The sequence below is a fragment of the Aeromicrobium sp. 50.2.37 genome (assembly GCF_024655735.1).
In the GTDB taxonomy this organism is placed as follows: domain Bacteria; phylum Actinomycetota; class Actinomycetes; order Propionibacteriales; family Nocardioidaceae; genus Aeromicrobium.
On sequence record NZ_JANLGG010000025.1, the window covers coordinates 1 to 17,697 of the forward strand.

The following is a 17,697-nucleotide window of genomic DNA, read 5'->3' on the forward strand; positions in this document are numbered from 1 at the left end:
GCGGGACGCGTCCGCGAGCCCGCTCAGGCCGACGACCGGGGTCCTCAGGCCAGCGGCGTGCGCGAGAGCTGGAGCAGCAGCTCCCCGTTGCTCCCGGTCGCAGCGACCCGCTCGGCCACGGCGTCGAGGGCCTCGCGCGGCTCGCGACCGGCCAGGGCGCGACGCAGCCCGGCGACGATCTCGAGCTCCTGCGGATCGAGGAGCAGCTCCTCGTGTTGGGTCCGGGAGGCGGTGACGTCGACGGCCGGGAAGACCGTCCCGCGGTCGTCGACGACGAGCCGCAGGGTGCTGTTGGCCGCACCGTCGAGCTCCTCGAGCACCGTCTCGTCCACGGCCGAGCCGGTCTCGACGAGGGCGGTGGCGACGATGGTGAGCGATCCGCCGTCCTCGGCGTTGCGAGCGGCTCCGAACAGCGCCTTGACCGGGTGCAGCGCCGAGGCGTCGACACCTGCGGTCACCCGTCCGGACGCCGGCGTCGCCTGGTGGTAGGCGCGACCGAGCCGCGTGATGGAGTCCAGCAGCACCACGACGTCGTGACCGAGCTCGACCAGACGCTTGGCCCGCTCGACGGCGAGCTCGGCGACGATCGTGTGGTCGGTGGCCGGCCGGTCGAAGGTGGAGGCGATGACCTCGCCCTTCACCGCACGCTGCAGCTGCGTGACCTCCTCGGGCCGCTCGTCGATGAGCACCACCATGAGGTGGCACTCGGGGTTGTTCGTCGTGACGGCCTCGGCGGCCGCGCGCACGAGCGTCGTGCGGCCGGCCCGGGGCGGGGCGACGACGAGGCTGCGCTGGCCCTTGCCGATCGGTGCGAGCAGGTCGACGAGCCGCGTCGTGACCAGCGTCGGGTCGGTCTCGAGGCGCAGGCGCTCGTCGGGGTGCACCGGGGTCAGACCGGCGAACTCGACCCGGCCACGAGCGTCCTCCAGGGGCATCCCGTTGACCGTGTCGACCCGCACCATGGGGTTGAACTTCTCCTTGCGCTCCCCCTCACGGGGCTGGCGCACCTGACCGGTGACGGCGTCGCCCTTGCGAAGGCCCCACTTGCGGACCATCGACAGCGACACGTACACGTCGTTCTCGCTGGGCAGGTACCCCGTGGTGCGCACGAAGGCGTAGTTGTCGAGGATGTCGAGGATGCCGGCCGCGGGGACCAGCACGTCGTCGTCGGCGTAGGTGGGCTCACCGTCGGCGCCTCGACCGCCCCGGTTGCGGCCGCGTCGGTTGCGGCGGCGACCACCGAACTCGTCGTCGCCGTCGTTGCGGCCGGCGTCGTTCTGGCCCTTGTCGTTCTGGCCCTTGTCGTTCTGACCCCGGTCGTTCTGACCCTTGTCGTTCTGACCCTTGTCGTTCTGACCCTTGTCGTTCTGGCCCCGGTCGTTCTGGTTCTTGTCGTTCTGGTTCTTCGCGCCCTGGTTCTTCTGGCCGCCGGAGCGCTGGGCATCGTCCTGGCCCTGCCCGCGGCCACCCTGCTTCGGGCCGTCCTGGTTCTTCTGGCCGTCCTGGTTCTTCTGGCCGTCCTGGTTCTTCGGGGCGCCCTGGGCCCGCTGGCCGTCGCGCTTCCTGGGTCCGTCCTGGTCCTGGGCAGCGCCCTGTTCGTGGGGGGCACCGCCCTGAGGGGCGTCGTCCTGGCCACGGCCGTCCTGCTGATCGGTCGGCGTCTGCTCCGCCGCGGGCTCACGGCGTGCGCCGGTCCTGGTCCGCGGCCCGCGCTCGCCCGTGGGCTCTGCGGCGGGAGGCTCGACCGGGGCGGCCTGGACCGCGCTGGTGGCGGTCTCGCCACGGGCCTGCTTGATGGCGTCGATGAGCTCGCCCTTGCGCAGCTTGGCGGCGTCGGGGATGCCGAGACCGGACGCGATCTCGCGCAGCTCGGCGAGCACCTTGCCGCCGAGCGCGCCGCCCGCACGGCGGGCGGGCTTGGTGGTCGGTTCAGCCGCGGCACCGGAGGTGTCGGGCACGGCCTGGTCGTTCGGGGAGTCGGTCACGTGGGAGCTTCCTGGGTGGGAGGGGCGCCGGGCACTCTCCCGGCGAAGACCGGGGCACCACGGCCACCCGCCGACGGCGGGTGATCGAACAACGGTGTCGGGGAGCGGACTCCACACCGACGATCGTCACTCTAGCAGCGCGGCCGGCACCCCTCGTCCTGCCCCGATCACGCGCACCCGTGCGGGTCAGGGGGTGTCGACGACGTGCACGCCCCGGTCCGCGACCTCCACCTCGAGCACGCGCCAGCCGTCGGGGCAGGCCCCGGCGACACCGCGGGCGAAGGCGAGCACGGTGGGCCCGGCACCGGAGATCACGGCCGGCACACCGTCGACGCGCAGGCTCCGCACGAGCTGGTAGGAGTCGGGCATCGCGGGCGCCCGGTACTGCTGGTGCAGGAGGTCCTCGGTGGCCGCTGCCAGTCGCTCGGGGGCCTGGGTGAGCGCCGCCACCAGCAGCGCGGCACGCCCGGCGTTCGCGGCGGCGTCGGCGTGGGTGACGGCGTCGGGCAGGAGGCCACGCGCCGCCTCGGTCGACACCGGGCTGTCCGGCACGAACAGGGTGAGCGGAACCGCGACCTCGAGGCGGAGCGCCTCGGCGGCGAACCCCTCCGTCCAGGCGATGGTCAGACCACCCAGCAGTGCGGCAGCCACGTTGTCGGGGTGTCCCTCGAGGTCGTGGGCGAGCTGCAGCGTGGCCCGGTCGTCGAGCACCTCGACCCCCTCGACGAGGGCCTTGGCGAGCGCGATGCCGCCCACGATCGCGGCGGACGACGAGCCCATCCCGCGGCCGTGGGGGATCACGTTGCGGCAGGTGAGCCGAAGACCGGGACGCCTCAGCCCCATCAGGTCGAGCGCGGCGTCGAACGACCGGACGACGAGGTGCCCCGCGTCGCGGCTCACTTCGTCGGCACCCTCGCCCTCCACCACGATCTCGAGGGCGTCACCGGGCAGCACCTCGGCGGTCAGCTCGTCGTGCACGTCCAGGGCCAGGCCCAGGGCGTCGAAGCCCGGGCCCAGGTTGGCGCTGCTCGCCGGGGTGCGCACGGTCACCGGGCGGTCGACGAAGGGTGACGTCATCGCGCCCTCAGGCCAGGCCGGCGGCGGCGGCGGCGTCGTGCACGTCGGCGTCGATCACGGAGTCGACCACCGAGCCGACACCCGACAGCGCCGTCTCGACGTCCTTCAGGCCGTGGCCCGTCACGGTGACCGTGATGGTGAGGCCCGGCTCGACCTCGCCCGCCTCCGCGGCGGCGAGCAGACCGGCCACGCCCGCGGCCGACGCCGGCTCGACGAACACGCCGTCCTGCGAGCCGAGCCTGCGCTGGGCGTCGAGGATCTGCTCGTCGCTCACGGCGTCGATGCGACCGCCGGAGGAGTCCCGAGCCGCCTCGGCGAGGTGCCACGACGCGGGGTTGCCGATCCGGATGGCCGTGGCGACGGTCTCGGGGCGGGGCACGACCGCACCCCGCACGATCGGTGCGGCGCCCTCCGCCTGGAAGCCCCACATGCGGGGACGCCGCGTGGCGAGGCCGGCGTCGGCGTACTCGGTGAAGCCCATCCAGTAGGCGGAGATGTTGCCGGCGTTGCCGACGGGGAGCACGTGCAGGTCGGGGGCGTCGCCGAGCACGTCGACGATCTCGAACGACGCCGTCTTCTGCCCCTGCAGACGCACGGGGTTGACCGAGTTCACGAGCGCGACGGGGTACTCCTCGGCGAGCCCGCGCGAGAGCTGGAGGCACTCGTCGAAGCCCCCACGGACCTGGATGACCTCGGCGCCGTGCATCACCGCCTGCGCCATCTTGCCGGTGGCGATCTTGCCGTGCGGGACGAGCACGATCGGGGTCAGGCCCGCCCGTGCGGCGTAGGCCGTCATGGACGCCGACGTGTTGCCGGTCGAGGCGCACACCACGGCCTTGGCGCCCTCACCGAGGGCGACCGAGATCGCCGCGGTCATGCCACGGTCCTTGAAGGACCCCGTGGGGTTGTCCCCCTCGACCTTGAGCCAGACGTCGCCCTGGACGAGCGCCGACAGCCAGGTGGAGTGCACGAGGGGTGTCCCGCCCTCCCCCAGCGTGATCACGGGGGTGTGCTCGTCGACCGGGAGCCACTCCCGGTACTCCTCGACGACTCCACGCCACGGCTGTGCCATCAGTGTGCTCCCTTCACTGGTCGAGACCCTCCACGCGCATGACCGAGGTCACGTCGCGCACCATGTCGAGCGCGCGCACGGCCTCGACCGTCGCAGCCAGGGCGGCGTCGTCGGCCTCGTGGGTCACGATGACGAGCTGCGCGTCGGACCCGTGGCCCTCCTGGCGAACCGTCTTGATGGAGACGTCGAAGCCGGCGAACGCGTCGGCGACGGACGCGAGCACGCCTGCGCGGTCGTCGACGTCGATCGACACGTGGTAGCGGGTGCGCGCCCGGCCGACGTCGAGCACCTCGAGGTCGGCGTGGGAGGTCTCGCCCGGGCCGTGCACGCCCTGGCGGCGGTTGCGGGCCACCGAGACGACGTCGCCCAGGACCGCGCTCGCGGTGGGCGCTCCCCCGGCCCCCGGGCCGTAGAACATCAGGCGTCCGGCCGACTCGCTCTCCACGAACACGGCGTTGTAGGCGCCGCGCACGCTGGCGAGCGGGTGGCTCTTCGCGATCATCGCGGGGTGGACGCGCGCCGAGACGGCCGGGCCGTCGGGGGTCTGGATCTTCTCGCAGATGGCCAGCAGCTTGACCACGCAGCCCATCTCGTCGGCGGAGCGGACGTCGCCGGCGGTCACGTCGGTGATGCCCTCACGGTGCACGTCGCCGATGGTGACGCGGGTGTGGAAGGCCAGCGAGGCGATGATCGCGGCCTTGGCCGCGGCGTCGAAGCCCTCGATGTCGGCGGTCGGGTCGGCCTCGGCGTAGCCGAGCCGCTGAGCCTCGTCGAGCGCCTCGGAGAAGCCGGCCCCGGTGGTGGTCATGGCGTCGAGGATGAAGTTGGTCGTCCCGTTCACGATCCCGAGCACCCGCTGCACGGCGTCACCGGCCAGGGACTCCTGCAGGGGGCGGACGATCGGGATGGCGCCGGCGACGGCGGCCTCGAAGGCGATGTCACGCTCGGCCTTCTCGGCGGACTCGAACAGGTGGGCGCCGTCCTCGGCCAGCAGGGCCTTGTTGGCCGTGACCACGGAGGCTCCGTGCTCGAGCGCGGCGAGGATGAGCTCACGGGCGGGCTCGATGCCGCCGATCACCTCGACGACGACGTCGAGGTCCCCCCGGGACACGAGCGCGAGGGCGTCGGTGGTGAAGAGGTCGGTCGGGAGGTCGAGGTCGCGGTCGCGCCCGAGGCGCCGGACGGCGATGCCGACGAGCTCGATCGGCGCACCGATCCGCCGGGCCAGCTCGTCGCCGTCACGGGTCAGCAGGCGTGCGACCTCGGAGCCGACGACGCCGCAGCCCAGCAGGGCGACCTTGAGGGGTCGGGCGGCGGCGGGTGCGGTAGTCACGCGGACAGCCTATCGGCGCCGCACCGCGCCCCGGGCCGCAGTGGGTCGTGGTGAGACTCGACCCCGCACGGACGACCCCTCAGGAGGTGAAGCCGCGACGCAGGACCACCAGGGCGGCGACGGCACACCCCACCGGGACCGCGAAGGCCGCGAGCACGGCGGCGCCCACGCCGTGCACCACGACGGAGGCGAACACCGCCGAGCCCAGCGCCAGCGCGGTGGACTCCGCGACGGAGTCGCTGGTCTGCAGCGACGCGCTGCTCGACGCCTGCTCCCCCGGCGCCGACCGCGCCAGGACCTCGGTGACGAACGACGTCATCGCCGCACCCATGCCGAACCCACCGACGGCCCAGGCGGCGACCACGAGCACGACGGGGACCTGCGGCAGCAGCACGAGAGGCACCGCCAGGATGCCCAGGCAGATGGCGCCGGCACCGAGGGCGGCCCGACGCTGCGTGGTCGCCAGGTACGGCCCGAGACGCTCCGGACGCGAGACGGCCCACGCCCCGGCGAACCAGGTGAAGGCGGCCACGGACAGCACGGCACCTGCCAGGCCCACGGGCACGTCGTGCAGGTCCACCAGGGCGAGCGGCACGTAGACCTCGGCGGCGAAGTAGGCCGAGGCGAGCAGCGACCTGGCACCCATGAGCGACGGCAGGCCCCGTCCGCCGGTCCAGGTCCGTGCCGGGACGAGCTGCCGGACCGCCACCGCGAGCAGCACCGCCGAGCCCACGAGCAGGACGGGCCACCACGCGACCGCGCGCTGACCCGCGACGGAGAGCAGGAGCACCGCACCGCCGGCCGTCGCGGCGGCCGCCACCGGGACCCGCCGTACGGCCGGGTCGGCCCGGTCGGGGGTCTCGACGGCTCCACCGAGGTCGCGGACGGGCCGCCAGGCGACGGCGAGGCTGATGACCGCGAGGGCGGGGGCCAGCAGGAAGACGGCGCGCCAGCCGAGCAGATGGGCGAGCCCTCCCGCCACGGCCGGCCCGACCACGGCCGGCAGCGTCCACGCGCTCGTCATGACGGCGAGCGCTCGGGGCCGCAGGTCGACCGGGTAGGCCCGCGCGACCACGACGTACAGACCGACGCCGATCGCGCCCATGCCCAGGCCCTGGACGGCTCGCCCGACGAGGAACCAGGTCATGGTCGACGCCGTCCCGCACACGAGGAGCCCGAGGGCGAAGACCGCCACGCCCCCGGCGAGGGCCGGGCCGGGGCCGCAGCGGTCGATCCACGGCACCGCGACGGTGCGCGACAGGATGCTCACGGCGATCGGCGCGGCGAAGGCGACCGCGTACGCGCCAAGCCCGTCCAGGTCCCGCGCCACCTCGGGCATCACCGTGATGACCGCCAGCGACTCGAAGGCCACCAGGAACGCCAGGGCGAAGAGCCCGACCGTCGTCCGGCCCAAGGGCCCCGTCCACAGCGCGACGGGCTCCGCCGTCGGCGCCTTCTCCACCCCTGCTCCGATCGCCATGCCCTGATGCAACAACCTCGAGTATGGTTGAGGTCAAACCGAGCGAGGAGACCCTGTGCGCCCGACCGACCAGCTCACGCCCCAGGAGGTGTCGCAGCGCTCCGGCGTGGCCGTGTCGGCGCTGCACTTCTACGAGTCACGTGGACTCATCAGCGCCACGCGGACGAGCGGCAACCAGCGGCGCTACCGTCGCGAGGTCCTGCGTCGCCTCGCCTTCGTCCAGTTCTCCCAGCGCCTGGGCATCCCCCTCGCGGAGGTGGGTGCGGCGCTCGAGACCCTCCCGTCCGATCGCACGCCCACCAAGCGGGACTGGGCGCGCCTCACCGCCCGGTGGCGCGAGGACCTCGACCAACGGATCGAGCGCCTCCAGCGCCTGCGCGACGACCTCGACGGCTGCATCGGCTGCGGCTGCCTGTCCCTGCGCAGCTGCGCCGTCTACAACCACGACGACGAGCTCGCCGGACTGGGGTCCGGACCGCACCGCGGTCTCGTGTGACCGACGCAGCCCCTCCGTCGCCGCTCGAGTCCCCCCCATCGGTGGATCCTCAACCGCAGAGCGCCGTCTGCGGTTGACGATCCACCGATGCGGGCCCTGATGGTGCGGATCCACCGATGACTCGGGCCCCGATCGGCCCCGAGGCCGTCCCCCGTTCGCCTACTCTGTGCGCGTGTCCTCTCGTTCCAGCCGCCTGAAGCGTCGGCTTCGTGGGCTCGGGCCGATTCCCCTGGTGGGTCTGGTGACCATCGCGGTGGTGGGCGTGATCCTGGTCTGGGCGGTGCTCGACGTGCGGTCTCTCCTGGCCGACCGGCCGGCCACCGTGGCCGCCCCGGCGCAGGACACGACGGGGAGCCGGGAGGCCACCACCAAGGTCCAGGTCGCCGTCCGGGTGACGTTCTCGTCCGACGGTCCGTTCACGGCGACCGTCGTGGACGCGTCGAAGAAGGAGCGGACGTTCACCTCGGCCGGCGAGGACGTCGTGTTCACCCGCGTGTACGAGGGAACGGGACCGTACGTGTTCGCGAGCGCCCAGACCTCGGCCGACGCCACGATCCGCTGCCGCATCGACGTCGACGGTCGCAAGGCGTCGTCGAACGAGGAGTCCGGGCTCTACGCCCAGACCATCTGCGCCGACTGACGGCCCGCCTCGCCCCGGTGACAGACTGACGCGGTGACCCCGGCCGAACGGTCCTCCTTCCGCGAGGGCCTCAGACTCGGCGTGCCGTTCGGACTCGCCTCGTTCCTGCTGTCGATGTCCTTCGGCGTGGTGGCGCGCGAGGCCGGCTTCAGCCTGGCCGCGGCCATCGTGATGTCACTGGTGGTGTTCGCCGGGTCCGCCCAGTTCGCGGCCGTCGCCGTGATCGCGACCGGTGGCGGGGCCGGCGCGGCGATCGCCGCAGGCACGCTCATGAACTCGCGCTTCCTGCCCATGGGCGTGGCGCTCGCACCGTCGCTGCCCGGTCGAGCCTGGTGGCGCGGCCTGCAGGGCCAGGCCGTCGTCGACTCGTCGTGGGCGGTCGCCGCTCGCGGCGACGGGACGTTCGACCGCTGGCGGCTGTTCGGGACGACGGCACCCCAGCTGGTGGCCTGGCAGGTCGGCACGATGGTCGGCGCGTTCGGCGGCGACCTCATCGGCGACCTGGAGCGGTTCGGGCTCGACGCGATCTACCCCGCGTTCTTCCTCAGCATCCTGCTGCCGGAGCTGCGCGACCGGAACCGTCTCGGCGTGGCCGTCGTCGGTGGGCTGCTGGCCCTCGCCCTCGTGCCCTTCGCCCCGCCCGGTGCACCGGTGCTGGCGGCCGGGCTCGCCGCCCTCTGGGGGCTGCGCCGTCGGGATCAGGGCCGTCGGGATCAGGGCCGTCGGGATCAGGGTCGTCGGGAGCAGGGTCCTCCCGATCAGGGCCCCCCGGGCCCGGACTCGCAGGACCCGGCATGAGCACGGTGTGGTGGACGATCCTCGGTCTCGCGCTGGCCACGGCCGCGGTGAAGGGCGTGGGACCCGTGCTGCTGGGCGGTCGGGACCTGCCGGAGCGGTTCACGGGGGTCATCGTGCTCATGGCACCCGCCCTGCTCACCGCCCTGGTGGTCACCAGCGTGCTCGCCGACGGCGACCGGTGGCACGCCGGAGCCGACACCGTGGGGGTCGCGACGGCCGGCGTGGCCGCCTGGCGCGGGGCGTCGGTGATCACGACCATCGGCATCGCCGTGGTCCTCACCGCCCTGCTCAGGCTCGCGGGGCTGCCGTAGCCGCTCAGCCGACGTCGAGCGTGAAGAGGTCGTCCTCGGTCTCGCGGCGCAGCACGAGGCGGGCCTCGCCGTCACGGACCGCCACGACGGCAGCCCGCGGCACGTGGTTGTAGTTGCTGGCCAGCGACCGGCAGTAGGCGCCGGTACCGGGCACCGCCAGCAGGTCGCCGGCAGCGACGTCGGCCGGGAGGTACTCGTCCTTCACCACGATGTCGCCGCTCTCGCAGTGCTTGCCGACGACGCGGCTCAGCACCGGGTGCGATGCGGACCGGCGCGACGCGAGGGTGCAGGAGTAGTCGGCGCTGTAGAGCGCGGGGCGGATGTTGTCGCTCATCCCGCCGTCGACGGCCACGTAGCGACGCGAGGCGCCGCCGTCGAGACCGACCTCCTTGGTGGTGCCGACCTCGTAGAGCGTGAACGTGGACGGGCCGGCGATGGCCCGGCCGGGCTCCACCGAGATGCGCGGGACCTCCAGACCCATCGCGGCGCACTCGTCGTCGACGATCTTGAGCAGGCCGCGGGCGAGGTCCTCGGGCGAGCGGGGGTCGTCCTGGGTGGTGTAGGCGATGCCGAACCCGCCGCCGAGGTCGAGCTCGGGCGGCGTGACACCGAGCTCGGTGGCGATCTGGGCGTGCAGCCGCAGCACACGCCGCGTGGCCACCTCGAAGCCGTCGGTGACGAAGATCTGCGACCCGATGTGCGAGTGCAGCCCGAGCAGCCGCAGGCCGCCACCCTCAGGACGCCGCGCGGCGAGCACACGGCGGACGGCGGCGAGCGCGGCACCGTCGGCGATCGAGAAGCCGAACTTCTGGTCCTCGTGCGACGTGGAGATGTACTCGTGGGTGTGGGCCTCCACGCCGGCGGTGACCCGGACCATGACGGCGGCCTCGCGCCCGGTCTCGGCGGTCAGCACCTCGAGCCGGTCGATCTCCTCGAGCGAGTCGACGATGATCCGCCCGACCCCGACCTCGAGCGCACGACGCAGCTCGGCGACCGACTTGTTGTTGCCGTGCAGGCCGATGCGGGCCGGCGGGAACCCGGCGCGTAGCGCGACCGCGAGCTCACCACCGGTGCAGACGTCGAGGTTGAGGCCCTCCTCGTCCACCCATCGCGCGGTCGCGACGCACAGGAACGCCTTCCCGGCGTAGTAGACGTCGGCGTCGGGGAACGCGTCGCGGAACGCTCGGGCCCGGGCCCGGAAGTCGTCCTCGTCGATGACGTAGAGCGGGGTCCCGAACTCCTCGGCGAGGTCGGTGACGGGCTCCCCCGCGACGGTGACCACCCCGTCGACCTTCGACACGTTCTGGGCCCACAGGTGCGGGACCAGCGCGTCGGCGTCGTCGGGCTTGCGCAACCAGGCGGGCCCGCGGTCGCCGGCCTGTCCGTGCAGGGCGCCTGCCTCGTGGGACCTCATCACATGCGCTCCGGGGCCGAGACGCCCAGCAGCGCCAGACCGTTGGCCACGACCTGGCGCGTGGCGTCGACGAGGACGAGGCGCGCGCGGTGGACGTCGCTCACGTCCTCGTCGCCCTGGGGCAGCACCCGGCAGACGGCGTAGAAGGCGTGGAACGCCGCCGCGGTCCGCTCGAGGTAGCGGGCCACGCGGTGCGGCTCCCGCAGCTCGGCGGCGCGCGCCGCGACCTCCGGGAAGCTGGCGAGCGCCCGCAGCAGGTCGCCCTCCTTCTCGTGCTCGAGCAGTCCCGGGTCGAACCGGTCGAGCCCGTGCTCGATGCCGAGGTCGGCGGCGTTGCGCAGGATGCTCGACAGGCGGGCGTGCGCGTACTGCACGTAGTAGACGGGGTTGTCGTTCGTGGTGCTCGCCCACAGGTCCAGGTCGAGGTCGATCTGGGAGTCGGTGGAGTACCGCGCCAACGCGTACCGGGCGGCGTCGACACCGATGGCCTCGACCAGGTCCTCGAGCGAGATGACCGTGCCGGCCCGCTTGCTCATCCGCAGCGGCTGGCCGTCGCGCAGCAGGTTGACCATCTGGCCGATGAGCAGCTCGAGGTTGACGCCCGGCTCGTCACCGAACGCCGCGCACATGGCCAGCATCCGGGAGACGTACCCGTGGTGGTCGGCGCCGAGCATGATCAGGCAGCGGTCGAAACCACGCTCGCGCTTGTCGAGGTAGTAGGCGAGGTCGCCGGAGATGTACGCGGCCTGCCCGTCGGACTTGACGACCACACGGTCCTTGTCGTCGCCGTAGTCGGACGTGCGCAGCCAGCGCGCGCCGTCCTGCTCGTACATCTTGCCCAGCTCGTCGAGGCGGGCGATGGCGCGGTCCACGGCACCGGACTCGTGCAGGTCGTTCTCGTGGAAGTAGACGTCGAAGTCGACGCCGAAGTCGTGCAACGACGCCTTGATCTCCGCGAACATCTGGTCGACGCCCTCGGCGCGGAACAGCTCGACGGCCTCGCCGTCGGGCAGCGAGGCGGCGTCGGGGTGCTTGGCGACGACGTCGGCGGCGATGTCGTGGATGTACTGGCCGCCGTAGCCGTCCTCCGGTGCGTCCTGTCCGCGGGCGGACGCCAGGAGGGACCGGGCGAACCGGTCGATCTGTGCCCCGTGGTCGTTGAAGTAGTACTCGCGGGTGACGTCGGCGCCGGCGAAGGAGAGGAGTCGACCGAGCGAGTCGCCCACGGCGGCCCAGCGCACGCCGCCGATGTGGATCGGACCGGTGGGGTTGGCGCTGACGAACTCGAGGTTCACCTTCTGGCCGGCGTAGAGGTCGCTGCGGCCGTAGGAGGCCCCGCCCTGGAGCACCTTCTCGGCGACCTGTCCCTGGGCCGAGGCGGCGACCCGGAGGTTGAGGAACCCGGGACCGGCGACCTCGGCCGCGCTGACGCCGTCGTGCTCGCCGAGGACGGCGGCCAGGTCGGTGGCCAGGTCGCGCGGGTTCAGCCCGGCCTTCTTGCCCAGCTGCAGCGCGATGTTCGTGGCGTAGTCGCCGTGCTCCTTGACCTTCGGACGCTCGACGCGCACCTGCGTCGGCACGCCGTCGGGCAGGCTCAGACGACCCTCGTCGGCGAGCCGGGAGAGGGCGGACACGATCACGTCGCTGAGCTGCTCGGGAGTCACCCGGCCAGCCTATCGAGCAGCGACGCCCCGCCGCGCCGCGGGAACGACCCGCACGTGCCGCCCCGTCAGTCCTGCGCGCGCTGGCGGATGACGTCGCGCACCGTGGCCACGAGGAAGTCGGGGTCGAAGGGCTTCGTCACGTACGCGTCCACCCCGGCCTTGACGCCCCGCTGGACATCCGCGGGGTGGTTCTGGGTGGTCACCATCACCACGCCGAGGTCTCGCAGCCGGGGGTCCGACCGGATGGCGTGCACGGTGCTCACGCCGTCCTGCCGCGGCATCATCACGTCGACCGTGATCACGTCGGGGAGCTCTCCCAGGTCCGCCCACTCGCGAAGCTTCTCCAGGCAGTCCAGCCCGTCGACGGCCTCCTGCACGTCGAACCCGGCGAGCTCCAGGTTCGTACGGATGAGGAACCGGATCGACTGCGTGTCGTCGGCGACCAGGACGGTGGGCACGGGTCCCACGGTATCGGCCGTGCGGTAGGCTCACACCGCACTCGGCCAGATCGGTCCCGCCCTCGTGCGGCACCGTGCAGGCCCCCGTAGCTCAGGGGATAGAGCGCCGCCCTCCGGAGGCGGAAGCGGAGGTTCGAATCCTCCCGGGGGCACCATCTGTGCGGCAGGACCCTCGACTCGTGGTCGAGGGTCTTCGTGCGTCGTGGCGGCGACGTGACCCACCTCTCGGCGGGATGATTTGTTTCGAAATGCAACGACATGCATGATGCATATGTCGCTCATCCAGGAAGGTCCTCCATGTCGTTCACCGCGCGCACCGCCGCCAAGGCACCGCCGCTCCTGTCCGTCGTCGCCCTGTGCTCGGGCGGTCTGGTCGCCGCACTCACCCAGACGATGGTCATTCCGATCCAGTCCGCGCTGCCCGCGTACCTCTCCACGTCGCCCGGCAACGCCGCGTGGGTCGTGACGATCACGCTGCTCGCCGCCGCCGTCTCGATGGTCGTGACCGGCCGCCTCGCCGACATGTTCGGCAAGCAACGGGTTCTCGTGATCTCCGCAGCCATCCTCACCGTTGGCTCCGCGGTCTGCGCCCTCTCCGACACCCTCGTCCCGATGCTCGCCGGACGTGCCCTGCAGGGCCTCGCGATGGGCTTCATCCCCGTCGGCATCTCGCTCCTGCGCGAGATCACGCCGCCGGCCATGCAGTCGACCTCGGTCGCGGCGATGAGCGCGACGCTCGGCGTCGGTGGCGCGATCGGCCTGCCGCTGTCGGCCTGGATCGCCGACGTCGCCGACTGGCACGTCCTGTTCTGGGTCTCCACCGCCGTCGCCGTCGTGGTGCTCGTGCTCATGATGCTGGCCGTGCCCCACGTGGAGGACGCGGCTGGTGGGCGGTTCGACTACGGCGGCGCCCTCGGCCTCGCCGTGGGCCTCGTGGCGTTCCTCGTGGGCGTGTCGAAGGCCACGACGTGGGGCTGGGGAGACGCCCGAACGATCAGCGCGATCGCCGGCGGTCTCGTCGTCCTGGTCGTGTGGGGGGTCTACGAGCTGCGCGTACCGCACTCGTTGGTCGACCTGCGCGCCACGGCCAAGCTCCCGGTGCTCATGACGAACCTCGCCGCCGTCGCGATCGGCTTCGGCATGATGGCGCAGTCGATCGTCGTCCCCCAGCTGCTGCAGCTGCCCTCGGAGACCGGCTACGGCCTCGGGCAGTCGATCCTGCACGCCGGCCTCTGGATGGCGCCCGCGGGTCTGATGATGCTCGTCTTCGCCCCCGTCTCGAGCTCGCTCATGACGAAGTACGGCGCCAAGATCGCGCTCATCATCGGGGCGGTGGTGCTCGCCGCAGGTTATGCGCTCGGCACGTTCCTGACCGATGCTCCCTGGCAGCTCCTCGTGGTCTCCCTCGTCGCGTCGTCCGGCGTCGGCATCGGGTACGCCGCGATGCCGACGCTCATCCTCGACGCGACTCCTCGGCACGAGGCCGGTGCGGCAGTGGGTCTCAACGCCCTGAGCCGCTCGACGGGCACCACGCTCGCCGCAGCGATCATGGGGACCGTGCTGACCAGCTCGACGACGGCCTTCGGACCCGTCCAGGTGCCCTCGGAGAGCGCCTTCACGCTGTGCTTCGTGATCGGCGCCGGCGCCGCCCTGCTCGGCGCGCTCCTCGCCGGTCTCGTCCCGACGGTCCGCCCGGGATCGACGCCGGAGGAGCCGCGCTCCCGCGTGGGCGAGGAGCACCTCGAGCCGACGCACGTCGCACGCTGAGAGGCGCGCCCGTACCCCCTGACCTCGTCGGTCGGGGTGACCGTGCGCGAGTGCGAGGCTCCGGTGCACTCAGGGCCGGGCGGAGGCGTGTGCGGCCTCGAGGGCGTCGTTGAGCCTGCGGAGATCGTCGTCGAGCCGGCGCACCCGGTCCGCTCCGAGATGCTCCAGCGCGGTGCGGAAGATCCGACCCCGACGGTCGAGGTCACGCTGGAACGCCTGCTCCCCGGCATCGGTGGCCCGGACGCGTCTGCTCCGCGAACCGGGTTGCGGCTCGAAGGTCACGAGCCCACGCTCGAGAGCGGACCTGACCTGTCGACTCACGGTCGACTGCTCGACCTGGAGGATCTCGACGAGTCGGCCGGTCGTGGCCGTGCCCTCCTCGCGCAGGAGCCAGAGCAGCCGGAACGCCGAGCGGTCGAGCTCGAGCCCGGCAGGGGCGACGACGGCGGGGCGGCTCAACCGCAGCACCTCGCCGCCGATCTCGCGCACCAGCTCGTCGGAGATCTCCTGACCCACTCATCGACTCCCGTCAGCTCCCGGAGCATCCAGCCTAGGCCCCTGGCCTTGGGGTGGCGGTGCGGATCCTCCAGACGGCCGTCGCCGGACGGGCCCGAGTCGCCGTCTCACGACCCGAGCGTGGCCGGCAGCGTCGCGTAGCCCCGCAGGATGCGGGTGGGCCGGCGGGTGGCACCCGGCTCGAGCCGCAGGTCCGGGAACCGCTCGAAGATCGTGCGCAGGCCGACCTCGCCCTCCATGCGCGCCAGCGCCGCTCCGAGGCAGTAGTGCCGCCCCGACGAGAACGACACGTGGTCGCCCGCGTTGGCGCGGGTCACGTCGAAGCGCGCCGGGTCGGCGAAGACCTCGGGGTCGCGGTTGGCACCCGCCAGCAGCGTGGTGATCATCGATCCCCGCGGCACCCGGTCGCCGGCGATCTCGGTGTCGCGGGCCGCCATGCGCCCCGTGAGGAGCACGGGCGGGTCGTGGCGCAGCGCCTCGTCGACCGCGTTCGGCCACACGGCGGGGTCCTCGCGCAGCACGGCGAGCTGGTCGGGGTGGTCGTGCAGCAGCCGGATCCCGTTGCCCAGCAGGTTCACCGTCGTCTCGAAGCCGGCCGCCAGCACCAGGCCCGCGGTGGACTTGAGCTCGGCGTCGGTCAGCACCTCCCCGTCGTCGTGCGCGGTGACCAGCTGGCTCAGCAGGTCGTCACCAGGCTCGCGGCGCACCTTCTCGATGTGGTGCTCGAGCCAGCGGTCGAACTCGGTCAACGACGACTCGACCCGCCGGAAGACCGACCACGACAGCCCGAGGTCGAGCGAGGGCGCCGCGCCGGTGCCGAAGCGCAGGACCCGGTGCCGGTCCTCCCTCGGCACACCGAGGATCTCGGCGATCACCGTCACCGGCAGCTGCGAGCAGTAGGCCTCGACCAGGTCCACGGGCCGAGTCGGGTCGAGGCCGTCGAGCAGCTCGTCGGCGATCTGCTGGGTGCGCTCCCGCAGACCCTGCACGGCCTTCACCGAGAAGACCCGGGTGACGAGCTTGCGGTACCGGGTGTGGTCCGGCGGCTCGGTGACCAGCAGCGACGGCGGGGTCAGCGGGCCGAGCGGCGCCGACCGGAAGGCCCAGCCACTGACCCTGGCCAGCGGTCCGCCCGGCCCGAAGTCGATGCCGGTCCGCATGTCAGGACTCGTCAGCACCTCCTTGACCACCGGCTGGGTGGCCGTGACGTAGGCGAACTTCGCTCGGTGCAGCGGCCCCCCGGCGCGGACCTGGTCGAACAGGGCGAAGGTCTCGGCCTCGTCGGAGGCCTCGATCAGCCGGCCGTGCAGGTCGCCCCGCTTCGAGGACCCGCGGATGGCAGCCCTGGGCAGAGCGTGCCCGAGGCCCCATCGCAGGGTGCTGGCCGCACGGGCCTCCGCCTGCGACCTGATCTGGTGCTGGATCGACATGTCGTCTCCTGTCGTGCCGTCAGCCTCGGATACCGCGAGTATCGCAAACTCCTCGACGCACGGCGCTTCGGCGACGCGTGGGCCACGGTCTCAGGGGCGACTCCCGCCCGTCGCGGGTGCTCGAGCGGCCGTCGAGGCGGCGTGGGCCCTGGTGAAGGTGAGGACGTACAGACCGATCGCCATGAGGGCCAGCAGGGCGCCGAGCATCGCGGTGCCCGGCGAGGTCGAGGGCACGTCGGCGGCCCGCAGCGCCGCGAGCCGCCACAGTCCTCCCCCGTAGGACAGGGCCAGCAGCCCCCACAGCGCAGCGGCGATGTGGCCCGTACGCTCGGCGGCGGCCGAGGGAACGCGATCGCTCGTCACGTCGGCGGCGGGCCTGCCGCGCACTCGCTGTCGGTGGCGCGCCGGCGTGAGGTCGTGGACGGTCATGGGGACTCTCCTTGATATTTGTAGGTACAACTACCTTCAGAGTACTTGTACCTACAACCACTCGGGTATCGTCGGGACCATGCCCTCTCACGACGCGTGGCTCTCCGAGGCGGAGGCCGACGCGTGGCTCGACCTCGTCGCCCTGGCCGAGCTGCTCCCCGCCGCACTCGACGCCCAGCTGACCCGCGACTCCGGGCTCACCTTCTTCGACTACTTCACGCTCGCCCAGCTGGCCGAGGCGCCCGACCGCTCGCTGCGGATGTCCGACCTCGCGGCGCAGACCAACGCCACCGCCGCTCGCCTGTCGCGCGTGGTCGGCCGGCTCGAGGCCCACGGGCTCGTCGAACGGACCCGCGACGGGAACGACGGGCGCGCCCGGCACGCACGCCTCACCGAGCGCGGGGTCCGCACCCTCGCCGAGGCGGCACCAGGCCACCTGCGCACGGTGCGGCGCCTGTTCGCCGACGTCCTCGACGCCGACCAGATGACGCGGCTCTCCGAGCTGTGCCGCCTGCTCCTCGTCTCGCTCGACCCGGAGCGCGTGATGCTGGCGCAGACCCTGGCCGGACGGGCGGGGCGCGCCGGGCTGTCCTCGCCGCCTCGCTGACCCGAACCCGTCGGCTCGGGACGGCCTGTGCGTGAGAAAGGTAACTCTCGGTGACATCTTCGGCTCGCACGCCCCGATCGGGGTCGCCAGGCCCTAGTGTCATCCCCGCGCCGCTCCCGTCATCCCCCTGGTAGCGAAGCGGTGGCAGCGCCCCTGCTCTCGTACAAGGAGAGCAGGGGCGCCCCGGGGGGGGGGCGGCCCGCCGCCCAGCGCGCAAAAC

The 17,697-nt window shown here is 72.7% G+C and carries 17 protein-coding genes and 1 tRNA gene; 7 read left to right on the forward strand and 11 right to left on the reverse strand.

Going from position 1 to position 17,697, the window contains the following annotated elements; all coding sequences use genetic code 11:
- Positions 1 to 44: 44 nt before the first annotated feature.
- From rho to NUV38_RS13420, 5 genes are all read right to left on the reverse strand, one after another.
- Positions 45 to 1,985, reverse strand: a complete 1,941-nt coding sequence (gene rho, locus NUV38_RS13400; RefSeq protein WP_257729600.1) for a transcription termination factor Rho — start codon at positions 1,983 to 1,985, stop codon at positions 45 to 47.
- A 186-nt stretch (positions 1,986 to 2,171) separates the two neighbouring features.
- Complete coding sequence (thrB, locus tag NUV38_RS13405) at positions 2,172 to 3,062, reverse strand: homoserine kinase (protein WP_257729601.1); 891 nt, start codon at positions 3,060 to 3,062, stop codon at positions 2,172 to 2,174.
- Positions 3,063 to 3,069: 7 nt separating this feature from the next.
- A complete protein-coding gene (gene thrC / locus NUV38_RS13410; protein WP_257729602.1) occupies positions 3,070 to 4,134 on the reverse strand; it encodes a threonine synthase in 1,065 nt (354 codons plus the stop codon).
- A gap of 13 nt (positions 4,135 to 4,147) precedes the next feature.
- Positions 4,148 to 5,467 carry a homoserine dehydrogenase gene (locus NUV38_RS13415; protein WP_257729603.1) on the reverse strand — a complete coding sequence of 440 codons (1,320 nt, stop codon included), beginning with the start codon at positions 5,465 to 5,467 and terminating at the stop codon, positions 4,148 to 4,150.
- 79 nt (positions 5,468 to 5,546) lie between these two features.
- Positions 5,547 to 6,947, reverse strand: coding sequence for an MFS transporter (locus NUV38_RS13420; RefSeq protein ID WP_257729604.1), 1,401 nt, complete (start codon positions 6,945 to 6,947; stop codon positions 5,547 to 5,549).
- A gap of 55 nt (positions 6,948 to 7,002) precedes the next feature.
- On the opposite strand from NUV38_RS13420, the gene soxR reads away from it, so the two are divergent.
- The 4 genes from soxR (at position 7,003) to NUV38_RS13440 (ending at position 9,192) form a co-directional block, all read left to right on the forward strand.
- Positions 7,003 to 7,443: a redox-sensitive transcriptional activator SoxR gene (gene soxR, locus NUV38_RS13425; protein ID WP_257729605.1), complete on the forward strand. Its 441-nt coding sequence runs from the start codon at positions 7,003 to 7,005 to the stop codon at positions 7,441 to 7,443.
- 172 nt (positions 7,444 to 7,615) lie between these two features.
- Positions 7,616 to 8,083 carry a hypothetical protein gene (locus NUV38_RS13430; protein WP_257729606.1) on the forward strand — a complete coding sequence of 156 codons (468 nt, stop codon included), beginning with the start codon at positions 7,616 to 7,618 and terminating at the stop codon, positions 8,081 to 8,083.
- A 33-nt stretch (positions 8,084 to 8,116) separates the two neighbouring features.
- Complete coding sequence (locus tag NUV38_RS13435; RefSeq protein WP_257729607.1) at positions 8,117 to 8,881, forward strand: AzlC family ABC transporter permease; 765 nt, start codon at positions 8,117 to 8,119, stop codon at positions 8,879 to 8,881.
- Entirely contained in the window at positions 8,878 to 9,192 is a 315-nt protein-coding gene (locus NUV38_RS13440; RefSeq protein WP_055966904.1) for an AzlD domain-containing protein, read from the forward strand. Before NUV38_RS13435 ends, NUV38_RS13440 begins: the two co-directional genes overlap by 4 nt.
- Positions 9,193 to 9,196: 4 nt before the next feature.
- Here the strand turns inward: NUV38_RS13440 and lysA are convergent, their stop codons facing one another.
- The 3 genes from lysA to NUV38_RS13455 all read right to left on the reverse strand — a co-directional run bounded on the left by lysA (position 9,197) and on the right by NUV38_RS13455 (position 12,728).
- Positions 9,197 to 10,609, reverse strand: coding sequence for a diaminopimelate decarboxylase (lysA, locus tag NUV38_RS13445; RefSeq protein WP_374627176.1), 1,413 nt, complete (start codon positions 10,607 to 10,609; stop codon positions 9,197 to 9,199).
- Positions 10,606 to 12,270, reverse strand: a complete 1,665-nt coding sequence (argS, locus tag NUV38_RS13450) for an arginine--tRNA ligase (protein ID WP_257729609.1) — start codon at positions 12,268 to 12,270, stop codon at positions 10,606 to 10,608. The genes lysA and argS overlap by 4 nt, the downstream gene beginning before the upstream one ends.
- 65 nt (positions 12,271 to 12,335) lie before the next feature.
- On the reverse strand, positions 12,336 to 12,728 hold the full coding sequence (locus NUV38_RS13455; RefSeq protein ID WP_257729610.1) for a response regulator transcription factor: 393 nt from the start codon (positions 12,726 to 12,728) through the stop codon (positions 12,336 to 12,338).
- A gap of 80 nt (positions 12,729 to 12,808) precedes the next feature.
- Between NUV38_RS13455 and NUV38_RS13460 the strand changes: the two genes are divergently transcribed.
- Positions 12,809 to 12,883 (forward strand) — tRNA-Arg (locus tag NUV38_RS13460).
- A gap of 142 nt (positions 12,884 to 13,025) precedes the next feature.
- Entirely contained in the window at positions 13,026 to 14,495 is a 1,470-nt protein-coding gene (locus tag NUV38_RS13465) for an MFS transporter (protein WP_257729611.1), read from the forward strand.
- A 69-nt stretch (positions 14,496 to 14,564) separates the two neighbouring features.
- Here NUV38_RS13465 and NUV38_RS13470 read toward each other — a convergent pair whose 3' ends face one another.
- From NUV38_RS13470 to NUV38_RS13480, 3 genes are all read right to left on the reverse strand, one after another.
- Complete coding sequence (locus tag NUV38_RS13470) at positions 14,565 to 15,011, reverse strand: MarR family winged helix-turn-helix transcriptional regulator (protein ID WP_257729612.1); 447 nt, start codon at positions 15,009 to 15,011, stop codon at positions 14,565 to 14,567.
- Positions 15,012 to 15,118: 107 nt separating this feature from the next.
- Positions 15,119 to 16,441 carry a cytochrome P450 gene (locus NUV38_RS13475; RefSeq protein WP_257729613.1) on the reverse strand — a complete coding sequence of 441 codons (1,323 nt, stop codon included), beginning with the start codon at positions 16,439 to 16,441 and terminating at the stop codon, positions 15,119 to 15,121.
- A 90-nt stretch (positions 16,442 to 16,531) separates the two neighbouring features.
- Positions 16,532 to 16,870, reverse strand: a complete 339-nt coding sequence (locus NUV38_RS13480; RefSeq protein ID WP_257729614.1) for a hypothetical protein — start codon at positions 16,868 to 16,870, stop codon at positions 16,532 to 16,534.
- A gap of 79 nt (positions 16,871 to 16,949) precedes the next feature.
- On the opposite strand from NUV38_RS13480, the gene NUV38_RS13485 reads away from it, so the two are divergent.
- Positions 16,950 to 17,477 carry a MarR family winged helix-turn-helix transcriptional regulator gene (locus NUV38_RS13485; protein WP_257729615.1) on the forward strand — a complete coding sequence of 176 codons (528 nt, stop codon included), beginning with the start codon at positions 16,950 to 16,952 and terminating at the stop codon, positions 17,475 to 17,477.
- Positions 17,478 to 17,697 lie beyond the last annotated feature (220 nt).